Annotated in this window: 13 protein-coding genes; 9 read left to right on the top strand and 4 right to left on the bottom strand. The window is 70.7% G+C overall.

Annotated elements, in window-relative coordinates; translation table 11 throughout:
* Positions 1 to 91: 91 nt before the first annotated feature.
* Both ABZ862_RS10740 and ABZ862_RS10735 read right to left on the bottom strand, forming a co-directional pair.
* Positions 92 to 3,655: a CDP-glycerol glycerophosphotransferase family protein gene (locus ABZ862_RS10740; RefSeq protein ID WP_360955589.1), complete on the bottom strand. Its 3,564-nt coding sequence runs from the start codon at positions 3,653 to 3,655 to the stop codon at positions 92 to 94.
* A 26-nt stretch (positions 3,656 to 3,681) separates the two neighbouring features.
* On the bottom strand, positions 3,682 to 5,913 hold the full coding sequence (locus tag ABZ862_RS10735) for a CDP-glycerol glycerophosphotransferase family protein (protein WP_360955587.1): 2,232 nt from the start codon (positions 5,911 to 5,913) through the stop codon (positions 3,682 to 3,684).
* A 347-nt stretch (positions 5,914 to 6,260) separates the two neighbouring features.
* Here ABZ862_RS10735 and galE point away from each other — a divergent pair, with 347 nt between their 5' ends.
* Positions 6,261 to 7,232, top strand: coding sequence for a UDP-glucose 4-epimerase GalE (galE, locus tag ABZ862_RS10730; protein WP_360955585.1), 972 nt, complete (start codon positions 6,261 to 6,263; stop codon positions 7,230 to 7,232).
* Positions 7,233 to 7,616: 384 nt separating this feature from the next.
* Entirely contained in the window at positions 7,617 to 8,744 is a 1,128-nt protein-coding gene (gene proB / locus ABZ862_RS10725; RefSeq protein WP_360955583.1) for a glutamate 5-kinase, read from the top strand.
* Positions 8,745 to 8,787: 43 nt separating this feature from the next.
* On the opposite strand, the gene ABZ862_RS10720 is transcribed toward proB, so the two are convergent.
* Complete coding sequence (locus tag ABZ862_RS10720; RefSeq protein WP_360955581.1) at positions 8,788 to 9,516, bottom strand: L,D-transpeptidase family protein; 729 nt, start codon at positions 9,514 to 9,516, stop codon at positions 8,788 to 8,790.
* Positions 9,517 to 9,809: 293 nt separating this feature from the next.
* Here ABZ862_RS10720 and ABZ862_RS10715 point away from each other — a divergent pair, with 293 nt between their 5' ends.
* The 4 genes from ABZ862_RS10715 (at position 9,810) to ABZ862_RS10700 (ending at position 13,615) form a co-directional block, all read left to right on the top strand.
* Positions 9,810 to 10,229: a hypothetical protein gene (locus ABZ862_RS10715; protein WP_360956073.1), complete on the top strand. Its 420-nt coding sequence runs from the start codon at positions 9,810 to 9,812 to the stop codon at positions 10,227 to 10,229.
* A gap of 135 nt (positions 10,230 to 10,364) precedes the next feature.
* Entirely contained in the window at positions 10,365 to 11,651 is a 1,287-nt protein-coding gene (locus ABZ862_RS10710; RefSeq protein WP_360955579.1) for a glutamate-5-semialdehyde dehydrogenase, read from the top strand.
* A 210-nt stretch (positions 11,652 to 11,861) separates the two neighbouring features.
* Positions 11,862 to 12,431: a hypothetical protein gene (locus ABZ862_RS10705; protein WP_360955577.1), complete on the top strand. Its 570-nt coding sequence runs from the start codon at positions 11,862 to 11,864 to the stop codon at positions 12,429 to 12,431.
* 113 nt (positions 12,432 to 12,544) lie between these two features.
* Complete coding sequence (locus ABZ862_RS10700) at positions 12,545 to 13,615, top strand: hypothetical protein (RefSeq protein WP_360955575.1); 1,071 nt, start codon at positions 12,545 to 12,547, stop codon at positions 13,613 to 13,615.
* 113 nt (positions 13,616 to 13,728) lie between these two features.
* Here ABZ862_RS10700 and ABZ862_RS10695 read toward each other — a convergent pair whose 3' ends face one another.
* Positions 13,729 to 14,856, bottom strand: a complete 1,128-nt coding sequence (locus ABZ862_RS10695; protein WP_360955573.1) for a M48 family metallopeptidase — start codon at positions 14,854 to 14,856, stop codon at positions 13,729 to 13,731.
* Positions 14,857 to 15,043: 187 nt separating this feature from the next.
* Here ABZ862_RS10695 and ABZ862_RS10690 point away from each other — a divergent pair, with 187 nt between their 5' ends.
* From ABZ862_RS10690 to ABZ862_RS10680, 3 genes are all read left to right on the top strand, one after another.
* Positions 15,044 to 15,199, top strand: coding sequence for a hypothetical protein (locus tag ABZ862_RS10690; protein WP_360955571.1), 156 nt, complete (start codon positions 15,044 to 15,046; stop codon positions 15,197 to 15,199).
* A 286-nt stretch (positions 15,200 to 15,485) separates the two neighbouring features.
* A complete protein-coding gene (gene nadD, locus ABZ862_RS10685; RefSeq protein ID WP_360955569.1) occupies positions 15,486 to 16,052 on the top strand; it encodes a nicotinate-nucleotide adenylyltransferase in 567 nt (188 codons plus the stop codon).
* A gap of 17 nt (positions 16,053 to 16,069) precedes the next feature.
* The gene (locus tag ABZ862_RS10680) at positions 16,070 to 17,851 is read left to right on the top strand and encodes an LCP family protein (protein WP_360955567.1); all 1,782 of its coding nucleotides are present in this window, start codon (positions 16,070 to 16,072) and stop codon (positions 17,849 to 17,851) included.
* Positions 17,852 to 17,989: the final 138 nt, after the last annotated feature.

The raw sequence follows: 17,989 nt of genomic DNA, 5'->3' as shown, positions 1-17,989 counted from the left end.
CGACCTCGACGACGCGCGCAGGCGCCTGGGCGACGACCACATCCTGCTGATCCGGCGTCATTCCAACGTCGTGGACCTCGTCCCCGTTCGGTCAGGACTCCCTGGCCTGCTCCAGCATCCGGTCCACGACCCTGGCCGAGGCATGGCCGTCGTCCAGGTCGCAGAAGAGGTGGTGGAACCTCTCGAACCGGTCCTGGTACTCGGCGGAGACCTTGTCGATGTCCCGGATCGCGGTGACCAGTTCCTCGGAGGTGGAGATCAGCGGGCCGGGAGAGTCCTTCTCGAAGTCGAAGTAGAACCCGCGCAGCGTGTCGCGGTAGTGCTCCAGGTCGTACGTGAAGAACAGCATCGGCCGCTTCAGGTGCGCGTAGTCGAACATCACGGACGAGTAGTCGGTGATCATGATGTCCGCGGCCAGGTACAGATCGGCGATGTCCGGGTACTCCGAGGCGTCCCATACGAAACCGTTGCCCGCGCCGGGCACGAGGTCCACGACGTTGGAATGACGCCGGATCAGCAGGATGTGGTCGTCGCCCAGGCGCCTGCGCGCGTCGTCGAGGTCGATCCGCAGGTCGAACAGGTACTGGCCGGCGCTGTGCGACTGGTCGTCGCGCCAGGTCGGCGCGTACAGCACGATCTTCTTGTCGCTGGGCAGGCCCAGTTCCTCCCGGACCTTGTCGGCGATCTTCGCCTTGTCCGGCGCGTAGAGATAGTCGTTGCGCGGGTAACCCGCCTCCTGGATCTCCCCGTCGAAGGAGAAGGCCCGCTTGAGGATCGGGGTGGAGAACCTGTTGGACGAGACCAGCAGGCTCCAGTTCTTCGCCTCCAGCGCCAGACGGCTCTGGTATTCGCGGTCGAAGTAGAGGGTCTCGATGTCGTGGCCGATCTTCTTCAGCATGGTGCCGTGCCAGGTCTGCACGATCACCTGGCCGGGACGGCGCACCACCCACTCGGGCAGATGCCCGTTGGTGACGATGTACCGGGACGAGGCCAGCGCCTCGAACCACTCACGGCCCCACATACGGACCTTCTCGGCCGTCGGCGGCAGGACCACCTGGCTGTCGCGCACCGCCCACAGGAACTTCATGTCGCTTCCGCGGCGCAGCAGTTCCTCGTGCATCGCGCGCGGGCTGTCGGAGTACTGCTTGCCGTTGTAGCTGAGGAAGAACACCTGGTCGCGCAGGGGCTCCCGGCACAGCGGCTCGTACACCTCGCGCCGCAGCTGGAGCTGGCGGTAGGGGCCGCGCTCCAGGTCGCTCAGCTCGGAACGGCAGTTGAGCTGCGGGAAGTCGTCCCAGCGGTTCTCGAACCAGTAGCGGCGCCCGTTCAGTTCGGCCTGCAGCGGGAACTGGCGGATGGCGAGCCGGTCGATGACGAACTCGGTGTCCGGCACCTCGGTGTCCTGGCCGCGCAGCAGCAGGTTCCAGCGGCCGGCCTTCAGCGGCACCAGACCGGAGCCGCCCATCACGGACGGGTCGAAAGCCGCGGAGAAGGTGGCGTCGTCGGCCCACTCCACCGGTGTCCTGCGCTCGTCGAAGCGGTTGCTCGCCTTGAGGACCAGATCGGACCCGGCCAGCGCCCGGGAGGCCCGGCCGCGCACGGTGATCCGGCCGTCCTCGACCCCGACGCCGGTGATCACGGCACGGCGGGTGCGGCCGACGATCTTGAAGTAGCCGTTGCTGCCGGAGACCAGTGCGATCTCCCGGTGGGCACCGGCCTGGCCGAAGGAGGTGGGCAGATCGAAGCTGAGGTCTTCCAGGCCGTCGCGCACCACACTGCCGAACTGGCGTTCCGTGCCGTCCTCCGCGGTGGCCAGCAGGGCGGTGCTCCACAGCCGGCGCGTCGGCTGGGCCTGGTCATCGACGCTGTCGGTGCCGAGGAGGGCCACGTCGGCGAGCGGTACCCGGGCCCGGAAGGCCGTCTTCGAGCTGTCCTGCGTCACCTCGGCGGCGTACGTGCGTGTCTCCCCGCCCCTGGCGTTGCTCAGTCGCAGGGTCAGCGTCTCGCCCGACGTGAGCCCGGTGCGTATCTCGCCGTCTATCTCCACCACGTCACCGGCCAGACGACGGCCGGTGATCAGCGCGCGTACCTTCTCGACACGCAGCTTGAGGGCACCGCGCTCGACCACCGGGAGCAGCCGGAAGTCGTCGTCGAGCCACTGGTAGGGCGGGAAGTTGGCCGCGGAACCGCCGCGCGCCCAGACACCGCTGCGCCGTATCAGACCCGAGGCGTAGACGTTGACGCCGACGTGCCACAGACCTTCCTGCCAGGCCCCGCCCTTGCGTAGCCTGGCAGGGTCGAACTCCAGCTCCCAGCCCGCCCAGTCGTAGTTGTAGCGCTTCTGGCCGGAGTCGGTGGTGCACTCGGGGTGGTAAACGTTCCTGGCCACCAGGAACATACGGCGGCGGGAGCCGTCGCGCTTGAGCTGGACGACCTTGAGGCTGCTGCGCCTGCCGGCCATGTCTATCTTGTCGATCCAGGCGTCGCCGGTCAGCAGCAGTTTGCCGTTCTGCCAGCTCACCGAGCGCAGCGGGGCCCGCAGATCCAGGTCGCCGTCGATGCGCAGCGCCGCCTTGGGCAGCTCGAGACCGCTCTCCTCCAGGGTGCGGAATCCGGCGTACTTGCGGAAGGTGCCGGACACCTCGATGGGATCCTTGCGGCGCTGGGAGGCCAGCAGGGCGATCAGCTCGGGCATGGCGTGCTTGCGCACCAGGAGCCATTGGACCCGCAGATCCGCGGGCAGTCCCATGACGATCTTGGGATCGATGGTGTCGAGGTAGTGGTTGGCCGCGTCGAGGAAGGCCTCGTGGAACTCCGCGGTCGCGTCCGGCAGCACTCGCAGGAACAGCCGCAGGTCGTCGCGCAGCACACGGTCGTCGTACTGGCGCTTGTACTCGGCGAACTCCGCGCCGGTCTGCTGGGCGAGGTAGTCGCTGACCATGCTCACCGCGGTGACCCGGTCGCGGATCGCCTGGGGCTCCTTGCGGCGCTGCGTGATGGAGGGTGCCGACTCGCCCTCGCGCAGCCGCCAGAAGTACGTCGGTTCGCCGATGATGTCGACGGCCTCGGCCTTGTAGTGGGCGGGCAGCACGACGGGGATGTCCTCGTGCAGGATGCCTTCCGGGAAGGCGAAACCGTGCTCCTCCCAGAAGGTGCGCCGGAAGACCTTGTTGCAGGCGATGCGGTCGGCGACCAGCTTGGGGTTCCTGGATATGTGGGTGCGCTTGCGGGCCTCGCCGGCGAGCATTTTCAGCAGCGGGACCTGCCAGGACTTCTCGCCCTTGAGGTGGAAGACGTTCCCGGTGGCGAGGTCCGAGCCGGATTCGTCGAGGCTGGTGACCATCAGCCGGTAGGCGTCCGGCGGGATGACGTCGTCGCTGTCGACGAAGGTGAGGAACTCCGCGGCGGGGGAGATGTGGGCGATGCCGGTGTTGCGGGCGGCGCCGAGCCCGGCGTTCTCCTTGCGGATGAGCTTGAACCGGCTGTCGCGGGCGGCGTACTCGCCCGCGATCACCGCGGAGTCGTCGGGCGATCCGTCGTCGACCATCAGGACTTCTATGTCACCGAAGGTCTGTGCCGCGAGGGAGTCCAGGCAGGCGGGCAGATAGCGCTCGACGTTGTAGATGGGGACGATCACACTGAGCCGGGGGGCCATGGCTTGGTGAGATTCCTTTCCTTGAGTCAGGCCCGCTCGACCAGTTCGAGTGCCTGGGCGGGGTTCGGTGCGTGGGGGCGTTCGGCGAACGGGACGAACGGCAGCGGCGTTTCCTCGCCGAGGAAGACCCGGCGGACCACGCGCTCGGCGGCGTGTCCGTCGTCGTACTCGCAGAAGCGTCTGCGGAACGCCTGCCGGTGCTCGGCCGCGTCGGGGCCGTCGTACTCGTCCGAGGCGAGCAGCCTGATCAGCTCGGCCTGGGTGGTCGCCACCGAACCGGGCGGCTGTTCGAGCAGGTTGAAGTAGGTGCCGCGGACCGCGGAGTAGATGTCCCAGTCGGGTGCGTAGATGATGACCGGCCGGTCCAGGACGGCGTAGTCGAACATCGCCGAGGAGTAGTCGGTGATCAGCGCGTCCGCGGCGAGGTACAGCTCCTCCACCCGCGGGTGGCCCGAGACGTCCATGATCCGTCCTGCGCGCTGCAGTTCGGCCACGTGCGGGGAGCTGCCGTAGAAGTAGTGGCCGCGCACCAGCAGGGTCGCGTCGGGCCCCAGCTCCTCGGTGAGGCGAGGGAGGTCGAGGGCCGGGGTGAACCCGGGCTGGTACTCGCGGTGGGTGGGCATGTACAGGAACGCCTTGGCACCGTCGGTGAGTCCGAGCCCGGCGCGGGCCGCGCGCACATCCTCGTGGGTGGCGTTCACCAGGATGTCGTTGCGCGGATAGCCGGTCTCCAGGGAGGTGTACGAGCAGGGGTACACGCGCTCCCACACGGCGGTCGAGAACCGGTTGGAGCTGATGCTGAAGTCCCAGCGGTCGCAGCGCTCGAGGAGCTTGTCGAAGTCCATGGCGGTCGACGCGGGGAACTTGCGCTGGTCCAGACCCATGGTCTTCAGCGGGGTGCCGTGGTGGGTCTGCAGATGGATCTGGCCCTCACGCTTGACCACGCTGTCGGCGAAGTTCACGTTGTTCACGAGGTACTTGGCGCGGGCGAGGGCGGCCCAGTACTGGCGCGAGCCCACCCGGACGACCTCCACGCCCTTCGGTACCCGCGCCGCCTCGTCCGCCCGGACGGCCCACACACGCCGGATGTGCGGGGCGAGCCGGGCGAGTTCGGCGGAGATCGCGGCGGGGTTGCAGGAGACGCTGCGGCTCCAGTAGGCGGAGAACACCGCCAGGTCCTCGTCGATCGGCAGCTTCAGCTGGGACTGGTAGAAGACGCCCATCGCGCTGCGCTTCGACCGGTTCACGGCGGTGCGGGCGCGGGTCCTGACGTTCTGGCGGAGCCGCACCGCGGCGGTGGCACCGACCATGCTGGCGTACGCGTCCCGCTCGAGCATGGCGTACTTGTGGCCGCGGCCGCCGGCCGGCCGTGACAGGCCCTGGGGGAGCCGGGCCTTGTAGTCCTTGGCCGCGAGGTGGAAGAACTCCGCCCGGGCGTCGTGCGGCAGACGGTCGGGACGCTCGAGCACGGTCAGGTAGTGGTCGGCCATCTTGCGGAACAGCGGCCCGCGCCAGACGTCGAGTTCGGGGTGGGCGTCGACGTACTCGAAGACCCGGCGGTACTGGTCGAAGACGTCGAAGTGCTTACGGCTGCGGGTCTTCAGGATGTTGCCGCCCTCGCGCCGCTGCCGGTAGAGCACACAGACGCGGTCCAGTACGGCGATGCGCTCGGCGCTGATCATGGAGCAGAACGTCCAGGGCGCGTCCTCGTAGTACCCCGGCGGGAAGGTGAGGCCGTGCCGGGTGACGAAGTCCCGCCGGTAGGCCTTGTTCCAGACGATCTGCAGCAGCTCCAGCAGCTCCGGCCGCTCGGTGAGCGTGAACACGTCCGGGCTCTCGGCCGCGAGGATGTCGGCCCGCTGATTGGGCCGGACCCGGCCGTCCCAGTAGGTGCGCACATAGTCGTAGACGAGGATGTCGGGGTCCCCGGTGGCGTCGAGGCGGTCGGCCACCGCCCTGAGCGCGCCGGCGGACAGGGTGTCGTCACTGTCCAGGAACAGCAGATAGTCGCCCTCGGCCTGTTCCATCCCCGCGTTGCGCGCGCGTCCCAGCCCGACGTTCTCCGCGAGATGAATCACCCGCACACGCGCGTCACGTTCCGCGTACTCGTCGAGGATGGCTCCCGAGCCGTCCGGCGAGCAGTCGTCGACGGCGATGACCTCGAAGTCCGTGTAGTCCTGTGCGAGTACCGAGTCGAGACACTCGGCCAGGTAGCTCTGGACTTTGTAGGCGGGGACGACGAGAGAGAGTTTGGGCATCCTTCAACCTGTTCCGGGGACTGACCGCGTAAGCGTGAGCTGAGAGCGGAGTTGGCTCTTCGGACCGTTGAACACGGGACACGCCACCGAATCAGCATAAGGGTTCACCAGAAGTTCCTGTGAGTGAGGTAACGAGAGGGTGAACGGCGGCGGTGTCTCCGTTGTCCACCTGCTGTGACCGTTGTCCCCGGTGGTTGGTTGCACGGCTTTCCCGACTGTCACCCGACTCACTTCCAAGTCACCTGACTCACCTGGATTTCCTACTATGTCGAGAATGTCGGACTCGATTTTCCCGGGCGCATGGACAAGTCTGCTGTCGAGTGTCGAAGACTGCGGAAGGCATGAGGATGAGCTGGCTGGTCACGGGCGGTGCCGGGTACATCGGAGCGCATGTGGTGCGTGCCATGGTCGCGGGCGGCGCGGGTGTGGTCGTCTGCGACGACCTCTCGACGGGCAGCGCCGAACGGGTCCCCGCCGGGGTGCCGCTGGTCGTGGGCAGTGTGCTCGACGCCACCCTCCTGGAGCGGACGATCCGTGACCACGGGGTGACCGGCGTGGTGCACATCGCCGCGAAGAAGCAGGTGGGGGAGTCGGTGGAGCGCCCGCTCCACTACTACCGGGAGAACGTCACAGGGCTGCAGACCCTGCTGGAGGCGATGGCGGCCACCGGCGTCGAACGGCTCGTCTTCTCCTCCTCCGCCGCCGTCTACGGCATGCCGGATGTGGACCTCGTCACGGAGGACACCCCCTGCGTGCCCATGAACCCCTACGGTGAGACCAAACTGATCGGCGAGTGGCTGATCAACGCCGCCGCCCGCGCCCACGGCCTGCGCGCCGCCTGCCTGCGCTACTTCAACGTCGCGGGAGCCGCCGCCCCCGACCTCGCCGACACCGGCGTCACCAACCTCGTCCCCATGGTCTTCGAGCGCCTGGAGGCGGGCGAGGCCCCGCGGATCTTCGGCGCCGACTACGCCACGCAGGACGGCACCTGCGTACGGGACTACATCCATGTCCAGGACATCGCCTCCGCGCACCTGGCCGCGGCCCGGCACCTGGCCGAGGCCCCGGCGGGTACCGCGCTCACCCTCAACGTCGGGCGGGGCGAGGGCAGTTCGGTGCTGGAGATGGTGGAGCGCATCCTCAAGGTCACCGGTCGCGGGGACGTGAAGCCCGAACTGGCCGCGCGCCGCGCCGGCGACCCCGCGCGCGTGGTCGCCTCGGCGGAGCGCATCCGTGCGGAACTGGGGTGGACGGCCCGGCACGACCTGGACGAGATGATCGAGTCCGCCTGGGCGGGCTGGCGCCACCACAGAGGCTGAGCGGAGGGCCCGCCGCCGGTCCCGCCGGGACGCTGTGCGGCGGCTGTCCGCGGTCCGGCGGCCGTTCTGCCGCGGGCTGTGCGCTCTTCCGCGGCGGAGCGGGCGCCGCCGGATTCGGCGACGGGTGCCGGCGGTTCCGGTCCGGCGGACAACCGCCGGAACCGATGTGGGCGAGCGGTCTTTCCTTACCATTGCCGCGCCATGTCCGAAAATGCCGAGATGAATAGCCGATAATCGACTGCGGAGGTGATTGCCGGCGATTTTCCGGGCCCGCGGCGTCAATCCGGCGGAGCGGTCCGGGTGCTGGACCGAGGGGCGATCCGTGCTCCGCCTCGCGTACATTCGGGCTGGGGAAACCGGACCGACGAGGAGACGGACAGCAAGGTGGCAAGGGCAAGACAGGCCGCGAGTGAAGCCCGCAGGATCGTGGTCAAGGTGGGTTCCTCCTCCCTGACCACCGCCGCCGGAGGCCTCGACGCCGACCGGGTCGACGCCCTGGTCGACGTGCTCGCCAAGAGCCGCAGCGGCGGGGAGAGGGAGATCGTGCTCGTCTCCTCCGGCGCCATCGCCGCCGGACTCGCCCCGCTGGGCCTGCGCCGCCGCCCCCGCGACCTCGCCCGGCAGCAGGCCGCCGCCAGCGTCGGGCAGGGGCTGCTCGTCGCCCGGTACGCGGCCTCCTTCGCCCGCTACGGCATCCGCGTCGGCCAGGTGCTGCTCACCTCCGACGACATGAGCCGCCGCGCGCACCACCGCAACGCGGCCCGCACCCTCGACGAGCTCCTCGCCATGGGCGCCTTCCCGGTCGTCAACGAGAACGACACCGTCGCCACGGACGAGATCCGCTTCGGCGACAACGACCGCCTCGCCGCCCTCGTCGCCCATCTCGTCCACGCCGACCTGCTGGTCCTGCTGTCCGACGTCGACGGCGTCTACGACGGCGACCCCAGCAGGCCCGGCACCTCCCGGATCGCCGAGGTCCGGGGCCCCGAGGACCTCGCGCACGTCGAGATCGGCAGCGCGGGCAAGGCCGGCGTCGGCACCGGCGGCATGGTCACCAAGGTCGAGGCGGCCGCGATCGCGACGGGCGCCGGCATCCCCGTGGTGCTCACCTCCGCCGTGCACGCCGCGGCCGCCCTCGCCGGACACGACACCGGCACGTACTTCCACCCCACCGGCAGGCGCTCCGCGGACCGGCTGCTGTGGCTGCAGCACGCCTCCACCCCGCAGGGCGCCCTCACCCTCGACGACGGCGCCGTGCAGGCGGTCGTCCAGCGCCGCAAGTCACTGCTGCCCGCCGGGATCGCGTCCGTCGAGGGCGACTTCACCGCCGGTGAGCCCGTCGAACTGCGCGACAGCGCGGGAAACGCGGTGGCCCGCGGGCTGGTGAACTTCGACGCCAAGGAGATCCCCCAGCTCATCGGCCGCTCCACCCGCGAACTCGCCCGCGAACTGGGGCCCGCCTACGAACGCGAGGTCGTCCACCGGGACGACCTGGTCGTGCTGCGTCCGTGACGGCGGAGCGACCGGAGGGCGGTGCGCCCCCGTAGCTCCCGCCTCAGGCTTTCAGGTCCGCCCTGTCGCCCATCACCACGACCGGGTGCTGCGCGGGGTCGAGGGTGCGCAGCAGGTACTCCATGTCCGCCTTCGGCTGGCTCACGCACGCCGACGTACCGCTGCCGTGGTCCATGTGCAGCCAGATGCTCCCGCCCTTCGACTGGCCCTCCGGGCGGGTCGGGTCGCTGGGCGAGGTGCCCTTGACCCGGTTGTAGTCGATGGCGATGACGTAGTCGAAGTCGTGCCAGTACGCCTTGTCCCAGTAGTGCGGTGCCTGGAACGACGCCGACTTGGTGTACGGCAGCAGGGCGCCCGGGTCGTCCAGCACGCCGCCCGCGTCGGTCAGCGTGAACACCCCCACCGGGCTGCGCTTGTCGCCCTCGTGATGGTCCGTCGTCCAGCCCCGTTTGCCGTTGTGCGCCGCCCAGGACTTCGTCTGCTTCCAGGTCGAGCCGCTCTTCGTGTAGAGCACGACGGTCGAGTCGGCCGAGTTCCGGCCCGCGCCGTAGACCGTGACGACCTGCCGGGAAGCGGCCGGCACCTGCTTCCACAGCCGGTCGCCCACGCCGGGTATCCGCTTGAGTGCCGTGGTCCGCGGTGTCGTCCGGTCCGCCTGGTCGCTGGTCGCGGCGTGGGCCTTCTGGCCCGAACTGCCGCACGCCGCCGAGGACATCACCAGCGCACCGCAGGCGGCGGCCACGGCCGTCCGCATCGCACGTTGTGTTCGCATGGGTTCCATCATGCAGCCCGCTCCCGGCGAACCGGTGCGCGGACCGCTTCAACTCGGTTGCAGCGCGGTCACCGGAGCGTGCCGCGTACGAACGCCACGTCGTACACGCAGCCGACCTGACGGTCCCGCACCCGTAATCTGCCGATACGTCCGACCCGGCCGGTGGACGTTCCGCGAAAATGCCCCGCGAGCCCCTGCGGGCTGCTGGACTTTGTCCAGGGAACCGGTTGCCGGGACCGGATCCCGGTGACGGTTCCGTATCGCGGACGAGAAGGAGGCCCGTCGTGAGACGAGTGCGCCCTGGGGCTGCGGCGTCCCGCGGTGGTCTGACGAGTGTCGCGGCGGGGGACAGCTACGAGCAGCCGGCCGAACTGCCCCGGCTGTGGCACGTCACCCTCAGCGTCGCCGGGCGCGAGGTCCCGCTGAAGGACCTGCGGCGGGGGCTCGAGCAGCTCGCCCACGACCACCCCTTCCTGCTGACCAGCCGCTACGCCAACGACCACGCCGAGATCCGCTACTGGGAGGAGGCCCGTGACCTGCACGACGCGGCCGCCGTGGCGCTGCGGCTGTGGGGCGAGCACCGCCAGACGGCCGGGCTGCCGGCCTGGGAGATCGTCGGCCTGGAGGTCATCGACCGCGAGACCTATCACCAGCGCGTCGCCGAGGGGTACGGGCCGCCGCCCGCCGTCCCGGTCGGCGTCCACCCCTTCTGACGGAGGCCCGCCCCCCTCCGGTCGGCGCCCGCTCCTCCGGACCCCGGGCCCGCCCGGTTTCCGCCCCACGACACCGGCGTCTCGGCGTTCGGGACGAACCGTGGACAGCCCGGCGCCCCGCACTACGCTTCCCTCATGACCACGCTTTCGCCGTACGACTCCATGTCACCGGTCGCCCAGGCCGCCTACCGCGCCAAGGCGGCCGCCGCCGACCTCGCGCCGCTGCCGCGGGCCGAGAAGGACGACGCGCTGCTCGCCGTGGCGGACGCCCTGGAGGTCCGTACGGGCGAGATCGTCGAGGCCAACGCCAAGGACGTCGCCAGGGCCCGCGAGGCCGGCACCAGCGAGTCCGTCATCGACCGGCTCACCCTCACCCCGGAGCGGGTCCGCGCGATCGCCTCCGACGTGCGCGACGTGGCCGCCCTGCCCGACCCGGTCGGCGAGGTGGTGCGCGGCTCCACCCTTCCCAACGGCATCGACCTGCGCCAGGTCCGCGTCCCGCTCGGGGTCATCGGCATCATCTACGAGGCCCGCCCGAACGTCACCGTCGACGCCGCCGCGCTGTGCCTGAAGTCCGGCAACGCGGTGCTGCTGCGCGGTTCGGCCTCCGCGTACGAGTCGAACACCGCCCTCGTCCGGGTGATCCGCGACGCCGTCGGCGGCGCCGGGCTGCCCGCCGACGCGGTGCAGCTGGTGCCGGGGGAGGGCCGCGAGAGCGTGCGCGAGCTGATGCGGGCGCGCGGTCTGGTCGACGTGCTCATCCCGCGCGGCGGCGCCTCCCTGATCCAGACCGTGGTGAGCGAGTCCATCGTCCCCGTCATCGAGACCGGCACCGGCAACTGCCATGTCTACGTCGACGCCCAGGCCGACATCGACATGGCGATCGACATCCTGGTCAACTCCAAGGCCCAGCGGGTCAGCGTCTGCAACGCCGCCGAGACCCTCCTCGTCCACCAGGACATCGCCCCCGAGTTCCTGCCGCGCGCCCTCGACGCCCTCGCGGACGCCGGGGTGACCGTGCACGCCGACCCGCGCGTGCTGGCGTACGCCAAGGACTCCCGGGCCACCGTCGTGGAGGCGACCCCCGACGACTGGGACACCGAGTACCTGTCCTACGACATCGCCGCCGGCGTCGTCGACTCGCTCGACAAGGCCGTCCAGCACATCCGGCTGTGGAGCTCCGGCCACACCGAGGCGATCGTGACCACCTCCCAGCAGGCCGCCCGCCGCTTCACCCAGCTGGTCGACTCCACCACCGTCGCCGTCAACGCCTCCACCCGCTTCACCGACGGCGGCCAGTTCGGCTTCGGCGCGGAGATCGGCATCTCCACCCAGAAGCTGCACGCCCGCGGCCCGATGGGCCTGCCCGAGCTGACCAGCACGAAGTACATCGTCACCGGCGACGGACACGTACGCCGCTGAGCCGACCGGGGCGGTGGGCAACCGGGCGTGAATCAGGGCATATGCCGCAGGCGGCTGCCGCTGTCCGTGCCCGGTCCGCGCTCCGGCGGTGTGCGCGCCGGCGTCCCGGCCGTGCGGAGGCGGTCTCACCAGCTGGATGAATTTCCCTGTCATCTGCCCAAATTGACCCCTCGGGACTACGCTGGACCTGTGCCGGAGGACGTGGGGGGTATGCCGTTCCCTGACGGCTGGGAGCCCGACGACGACCACGACCACGGGGTGCCGGACGAAGAGTTCGCCTCCGTGGTCTTCGACGACGCGTTCGTACGGGCGGCGACGGTGCACGAGCCGACCGCCGTCGAACGTCTCCTGGCGGCTGCCGAGGCGAGGGCCGAGGCGTCCGAGGCCGAGGCCCGCCGCACCCGCCGAAGAGGCACCCCGGCCGACGACGAGTTCCCCGACGACGGCCACGGCACCGGCGGCCGGACCGGCCACGCCCGTGCCCGCGGTTTCGCCGGCCCCGACGGCTTCGAGGACCTCGACAACCGCTACGGCGCGCCCGCCGGCTACGGCAAACAGGTCCGCTGGCACCGGCCGGTCGCCTGGCTGCTCGCCCTCGTCATGGGCATCGGCATGGTCGCGCTGGCCTTCACCGCCGTCTACCGGGGCTCCTCCTCCGGCAGCCGTGACCGGGTGCCGGCGCCCGCCGCCACCGGGCTGGAGCAGGGCAGTGCGGCGGCGCCCTCCGCTTCCGCCGGCCGCTCCCGGTCGCCCGTCCCGGCACTCCCGCACAGCCCCTGACCGGCGAACCGGTCACATTCCGTACGGAAGTCTCACGATTCTGTTGAGAACCTGTCAGAACTTGTCGTGTACCAGGGCGTTTACCTGAGCGCCGCCAGACCTACTCTGAAGATATGGGCGGGCCTGGAGACCCACCCGAGGGGACGCCCGAGGGCGGCCCCGGAGGTGCGGAGGACGAATACCGATCCGTCGTCTTCGACGAGTCGTTCGTCCGTGCTGCCCGCCTCCAGGAGTACTCCGCCCAGGAGCGCATGGCCGACCACGCGCCCGCCGTACGCCGTCGCCCGTCCCTGCGCCGCGGGCTGTCCCGGCAGATCCTGGCCCTCGTCGTCCTGATCGCCGTGGCCTTCGGCACCGCGATCTACATGGGCGTCCGGCACCCCTACCGGTCACCGCAGGCCGGCCGGTCCCTCGAACCGCTCCGGACGACCGTCATCCCGCTCTCCCCGCAGGGCAAGGTCCCCGGCGCGGCGAACGCCGAGTACCTCTACGCCCACAGCCCCGCCGCCCAGTTCCGGATCGGTGCCGAGGGCATCCCGCTGCCGGCCTCCCGGCGCACGGCGCACTTCTCGGAGGGGCAGATCGTCACCGCCCTGACCACCGCCAAGGACTACCTCGTGCACTCCTCGCTCGACCCCGCGGTGCTCACCGGCGGGCAGGTGCAGCCCGTGCGCATCCTGCTCGACACCGGGCAGCTCGACCAGTTCGACGAGAGCTTCGCCCACCCCGCCGCCGACGGCCGGCACACCCCCAGCGGCTGGCTGGTCCGCTTCGACCCGGCCCAGGCCGCGCTGGCCGATCCCAAGATCCGGGTACAGGGCTCCCTGCGGGCCGAGGAGGCCGACGCCGCCACCCTCGAGGTCACCGCCGACCACACCTTCGTCTACGCGCTGCGGCCCACCGGCGCCCCGGCCGGCGCCCGGGTGTCCCTGTTCACCGTCCGCCGTGAGCTGCACTTCCGCTTCGACGCCGCGGACCTGCGGCTGCACCAGGCCCAGCTCGCCGTCTCCTATGTCCAGGCCGGGCCGCTGTCCTGCGCCGAGGACTCGTCCAACCGGCTGCATCCGCTGCTCGCCGGCCGGAGCGCCAAGGCGGGCGGCCCGGCCGGCACCGACCCCTTCGCCACCGACAGCGCCACCGCCCTGTGCGGCACCCTGGCGACCAGCGCACAGCCGAGACTGTGAGCCCGGTCCGTACGCCCGGCCCGACGTCCGGCCCAGATGCCTGATCCGCACGTCCGGTCCGCACGTCCGGCTCGTACGTCCAGTTCACATGCCCGGTGCCCGGACCCGTCCGGTCAGCCGTTCTCGCCCGGCGGCGGCGTGTCCGAGGCCGGGCCGTCCTTCGGCGGCGTCGGGCCCGTGAACCCGCCGAACCCGCGCCGCACCCGCCCGCCGAGATCGCCGGCGAGGCCTCCCGCGCCGCCCGCCAGATCACTGACCAGCTTCATCAGCGGGTCCTTGGACGTCTTCACATCCTCGGTGTAGCTCGCCGCCGACTCCCGGAACGAGTCCGACACCGACGCGTCCTTGTCCCCGCTGCGGCGCGGGTAGTGGCCGTCCATGAGCCGCTGGTAGTCGCGCGACTCGGACCACTTCTTCAGCTCGGCCGCCCGCACGGTGGTGAACGGGTGGCTGCGCGGCAGCAGATTGAGGATCTTCAGCACGGAGTCGCGCAGGTCACCGGCCGCCTCGTACTCCTCGGCCTGCTGGAGGAACGCGTCCACGTTCATCTCGTGCAGATGGTTGCCACCGGCGATCTTCATCAGGCCGCGCATCGAGGCCCGCAGATCCTGCCCCGCCAGCAGCCCCGCCCGGTCCGCGGACAGCTCCGACTTGCGGAACCACTCGCGCAGCGCCGTGACGATCGCCATGATCGCGAGGTTCCCCAGCGGTATCCAGGCGACCTTCAGGGCGATGTTGGTGAGGAACAGCAGGATCGTGCGGTACACCGCGTGGCCGGACAGCGCGTGCCCCACCTCGTGGCCGACGACCGCCCGCATCTCCTCCTCGTCGAGCAGCTCGACCAGGCCCGTGGTCACCACGATGATCGGCTCGTCCAGACCGATGCACATCGCGTTGGGCTGCGGGTCCTGCGCCACGTACATCGGCGGGACCTTCTCCAGGTCCAGGATGTGACAGGCGTCCCGCAGCATGTCGTGGAGATGGGAGAACTGCTGGTCCGAGACGCGCACCGAGTCGGACAGGAACAGCAGCCGCAGACTGCGCTCGGGCAGCAGCCCGCTGAGCGCCTTGAACACCGTGTCGAAGCCGCTCAGCTTCCGCAGCGCCACCAGGGCGGAGCGGTCGGCCGGGTGCTCGTACGCCCGAGAGGAGATCCCCGGGAAACGCCTGCGCCGTCTGCCGGGCACCCGCTCGTGCCCGGTCTCCTCGTGTCCCTTGTGCTCGTGGCCGTCGTCGGACATGTCGGTCCCCCATGTGCGGTTACGAGTGCGCGGCGAAACGCTCCGCGCCATGGAGAAGGACGACCGGCGGGCGCCGAAGGTTCCCCGGCCGTTCCCGACGGCGGAGTCGCCGTATCCGGCGCGAGGGCCCCCGCATACGATGAGCCGACATCTTTATCCCGCCCACACCGGATAGGTCCTGCCGAAGATGAGCTTCCCCGACACCGCAGTCCAGTTGGCCGCCCTCGCCGAGGCCGAGGGCGGCAACCACGAGAGCCTCAGCCCCTTCGTCACCGGCGGCGGAGCGCTGCTGATCCTGCTGCTCCTGCTGTTCATCACCACCCGCTTCAACCGGGACCGCTGAGCCGCGCGCCACCCGCCCCCGGGGCCCCGCCCCGGGGCCCGTGGAGGGTCCGCCGAGGGCCCGTGGACGGTCCGTGGACCGGGACGCCAAGAACGGGCCGGTAGGGTCTGCACGCATGGGAGAGCTCCACATGCCTAGTGCCTGTCCGGCGGACGACGTGGACGGAGAGACGGGCGGCGGCACACCGCACCGTCCGGCGCGGAGACGGGACGACAGTCCGGCACAAGGTCCCGAACAGGGCCCCGGCCAGGGTCCGGCACGCCCCGGCAGACGCCGTCTCGGTGTCATGGGCGGTACGTTCGACCCCATCCACCACGGTCACCTGGTGGCGGCCAGCGAGGTCGCCGCGCAGTTCCGGCTGGACGAGGTGGTGTTCGTCCCCACCGGCCAGCCGTGGCAGAAGAGCCACCGCACGGTCTCCCCGGCCGAGGACCGCTATCTGATGACGGTCATCGCGACCGCCGAGAACCCGCAGTTCTCCGTGAGCCGCATCGACATCGACCGCGGCGGCCCCACCTACACCGTGGACACCCTGCGCGACCTGCGCGCCCTCAACCCCGACACGGACCTCTTCTTCATCACCGGCGCCGACGCCCTCGCCCAGCTGCTGACCTGGCGCGACACCGACGAGCTGTTCTCCCTCGCCCACTTCATCGGGGTCACCAGACCCGGCCATCACCTGACCGACGAGGGGCTCCCCGAGGACCGCGTCTCCCTCGTCGAGGTCCCCGCCCTGGCGATCTCCTCCACGGACTGCCGTGCGAGGGTCGCACAAGGAGAACCCATCTGGTACATGGTGCCGGACGGTGTCGTGCGCTATATCCACAAGCGCGAGCTGTACCGCGGCGAGTGAGCCGAGAGGGGCTACCGGTGAACGAATACGACGCGGGATACGGGGACGGGTACGAACTCGTCGGCTACGACGAGTACGGGCGGCCGGTCTACCGGCCGGCCCAGGCCCAGGCCGCCTACGACCCGTACGCACAGCCACAACAACAGCAGCCACAACAACAACAGCAACAGCAGCAGCCCGGTTACGGCTACGACCCGTACGCGACCGGCCAGCAGCCGCCCGTGCCCCCGTACGACACCCGCTACGACGCGCCGTACGACACCGGGCAGCAGCCGTCCGTCCCCGACGGCGGCTACGGCGGCCACGGCGGTTTCGACGCCTTCGGCACCGGCACAGGCACCGGTACCGGCCCGCAGGGTGGCGCGAGCGCGGCGCCGTACGACCCGTACGGGCAGACCGCCACCACCGGCCGCCAGGCACGGGTCACCGAGCAGACCCCCTACATCCCCCAGCAGCCCGGCCCGGTGCGCGGACCGGAGCCCGACCCGGCCGAGGAGACCCCCGGGCCCGCGCCGGAACGGGACTACCACACCGCGCAGTTCGCCTTCGTCGAGGAACCCGACGGCGACTCCGAGGACGTCATCGACTGGCTCGCGTTCACCGAGAACCGCACCGAACGCCGTGAGGAGGCCCGCCGCCGCGCCCGCGGCCGGGTCATCGCGCTGGCCGTCGTGCTCGCCCTGGTCGCCACCGGCGGCGTCGGCTACCTCTGGTTCGCCGGGAAGCTGCCCGGCCTGTCCTCCGCCGGCTCGGCGAACGGCACCACCACGGCCGCCGGAGCCCAGAAGCGCGACGTGATCGTCGTCCATCTGCACAACACCGGCAAGAGCGGCACCTCCACGGCGCTCCTCGTCGACAACACCACCACCAAGAAGGGCACCACCGTCCTGCTGCCCAACTCCCTGGCGCTCAGCGACGACGACGGCACCACCACGACCCTCGCCAAGTCCGTCGACGACGACGGCTCCTCCGGCACCCGTGACCAGCTCGACACCGTCCTCGGTACGGACATCCAGGGCACCTGGCGCCTGGACACCCCGTATCTGCAGAACCTGGTCGACCTCGTCGGCAACATCGACATCGACACCGACGCCGACGTGCCCGACCCGTCCTCGAAGAAGAAGGGCGCCTCGCCCCTCGTCCACAAGGGCCAGGACCAGACCCTCAGCGGCAAACTCGCCGTCGCCTACGCCACCTACCGCGCCTCCGGCGAGTCCCAGGACGCCCAGCTGGAGCGGTTCGGGCAGGTCATGCAGGGGGTGCTGCGCAAGCTGTCCTCGGATCCGTCGGCCGCCACGATCACCGTGCAGACCCTGGCGCAGATCCTCGATCCCTCCCTGACCGACAAGGACCTGGGCACCTTCCTCGCCAAGCTCGCCGACCTCGCCAAGGGCGGCGACTACAAAACCGCCGTACTGCCGGTCAAGACCGACGGCACCCTCAGCGCCGAGACCAGCGCGAGCGTGGTCAAGGACGTCCTCGGCGGCACCGCCAAGAGCCCGGACGAGGGATCCGCGGTCCGGGTCTCCGTGCAGAACGGCTCCGGGACCAAGGACAACACCGAGAAGGCCCGCGTGGTGCTGCTCAACGGCGGCTTCACCTTCCTCGACGGCGGCACCCCGTCGGCCGTCGAGGCCACGTCCAAGGTGCTGTACGGCGACGCCGCCGACAAGGAGAACGCCACCGAGGTCGCCAAGACCCTGGGGCTGCCGAGCGGCTCCGTGGCCAAGGGCAGCGTCGGTGCCAACGCCGACGTCACGGTGGTCCTGGGGCAGGACTACAAGCCGTCGTCGTCCTGACCCGCTCCGCCATGGCTCCGGCCCGGCCCGCTCCGCCATGGCTCCGGCCCGGCCCGGTCCGCCCGGGCCCCGGCCCGGCCAGGGGACCCCGCGTGATCCGTCAATCACGTGGGGTCCCACGGGCGGTCCGTGAGACCC

Origin of the sequence: Streptomyces sp. NPDC047000, from assembly GCF_040644295.1 — a bacterium.
Taxonomy (GTDB): Bacteria; Actinomycetota; Actinomycetes; order Streptomycetales; family Streptomycetaceae; genus Streptomyces.
Note: the sequence above shows the minus strand (reverse complement) of the source record. Positions and strands in the feature narration are given on the sequence as shown.

Coding starts and splice junctions, on each gene's coding strand:
- ABZ862_RS10740 (WP_360955589.1), bottom strand. CDS start 3,655: ATGGCCCCCCGGCTCAGTGTGATCGTCCCCATCTACAACGTCGAGCGC.
- ABZ862_RS10735 (WP_360955587.1), bottom strand. CDS start 5,913: ATGCCCAAACTCTCTCTCGTCGTCCCCGCCTACAAAGTCCAGAGCTAC.
- galE (WP_360955585.1), top strand. CDS start 6,261: ATGAGCTGGCTGGTCACGGGCGGTGCCGGGTACATCGGAGCGCATGTG.
- ABZ862_RS10720 (WP_360955581.1), bottom strand. CDS start 9,516: ATGCGAACACAACGTGCGATGCGGACGGCCGTGGCCGCCGCCTGCGGT.
- ABZ862_RS10710 (WP_360955579.1), top strand. CDS start 10,365: ATGACCACGCTTTCGCCGTACGACTCCATGTCACCGGTCGCCCAGGCC.
- ABZ862_RS10705 (WP_360955577.1), top strand. CDS start 11,862: ATGCCGTTCCCTGACGGCTGGGAGCCCGACGACGACCACGACCACGGG.
- ABZ862_RS10700 (WP_360955575.1), top strand. CDS start 12,545: ATGGGCGGGCCTGGAGACCCACCCGAGGGGACGCCCGAGGGCGGCCCC.
- ABZ862_RS10695 (WP_360955573.1), bottom strand. CDS start 14,856: ATGTCCGACGACGGCCACGAGCACAAGGGACACGAGGAGACCGGGCAC.
- ABZ862_RS10690 (WP_360955571.1), top strand. CDS start 15,044: ATGAGCTTCCCCGACACCGCAGTCCAGTTGGCCGCCCTCGCCGAGGCC.
- nadD (WP_360955569.1), top strand. CDS start 15,486: ATGGGCGGTACGTTCGACCCCATCCACCACGGTCACCTGGTGGCGGCC.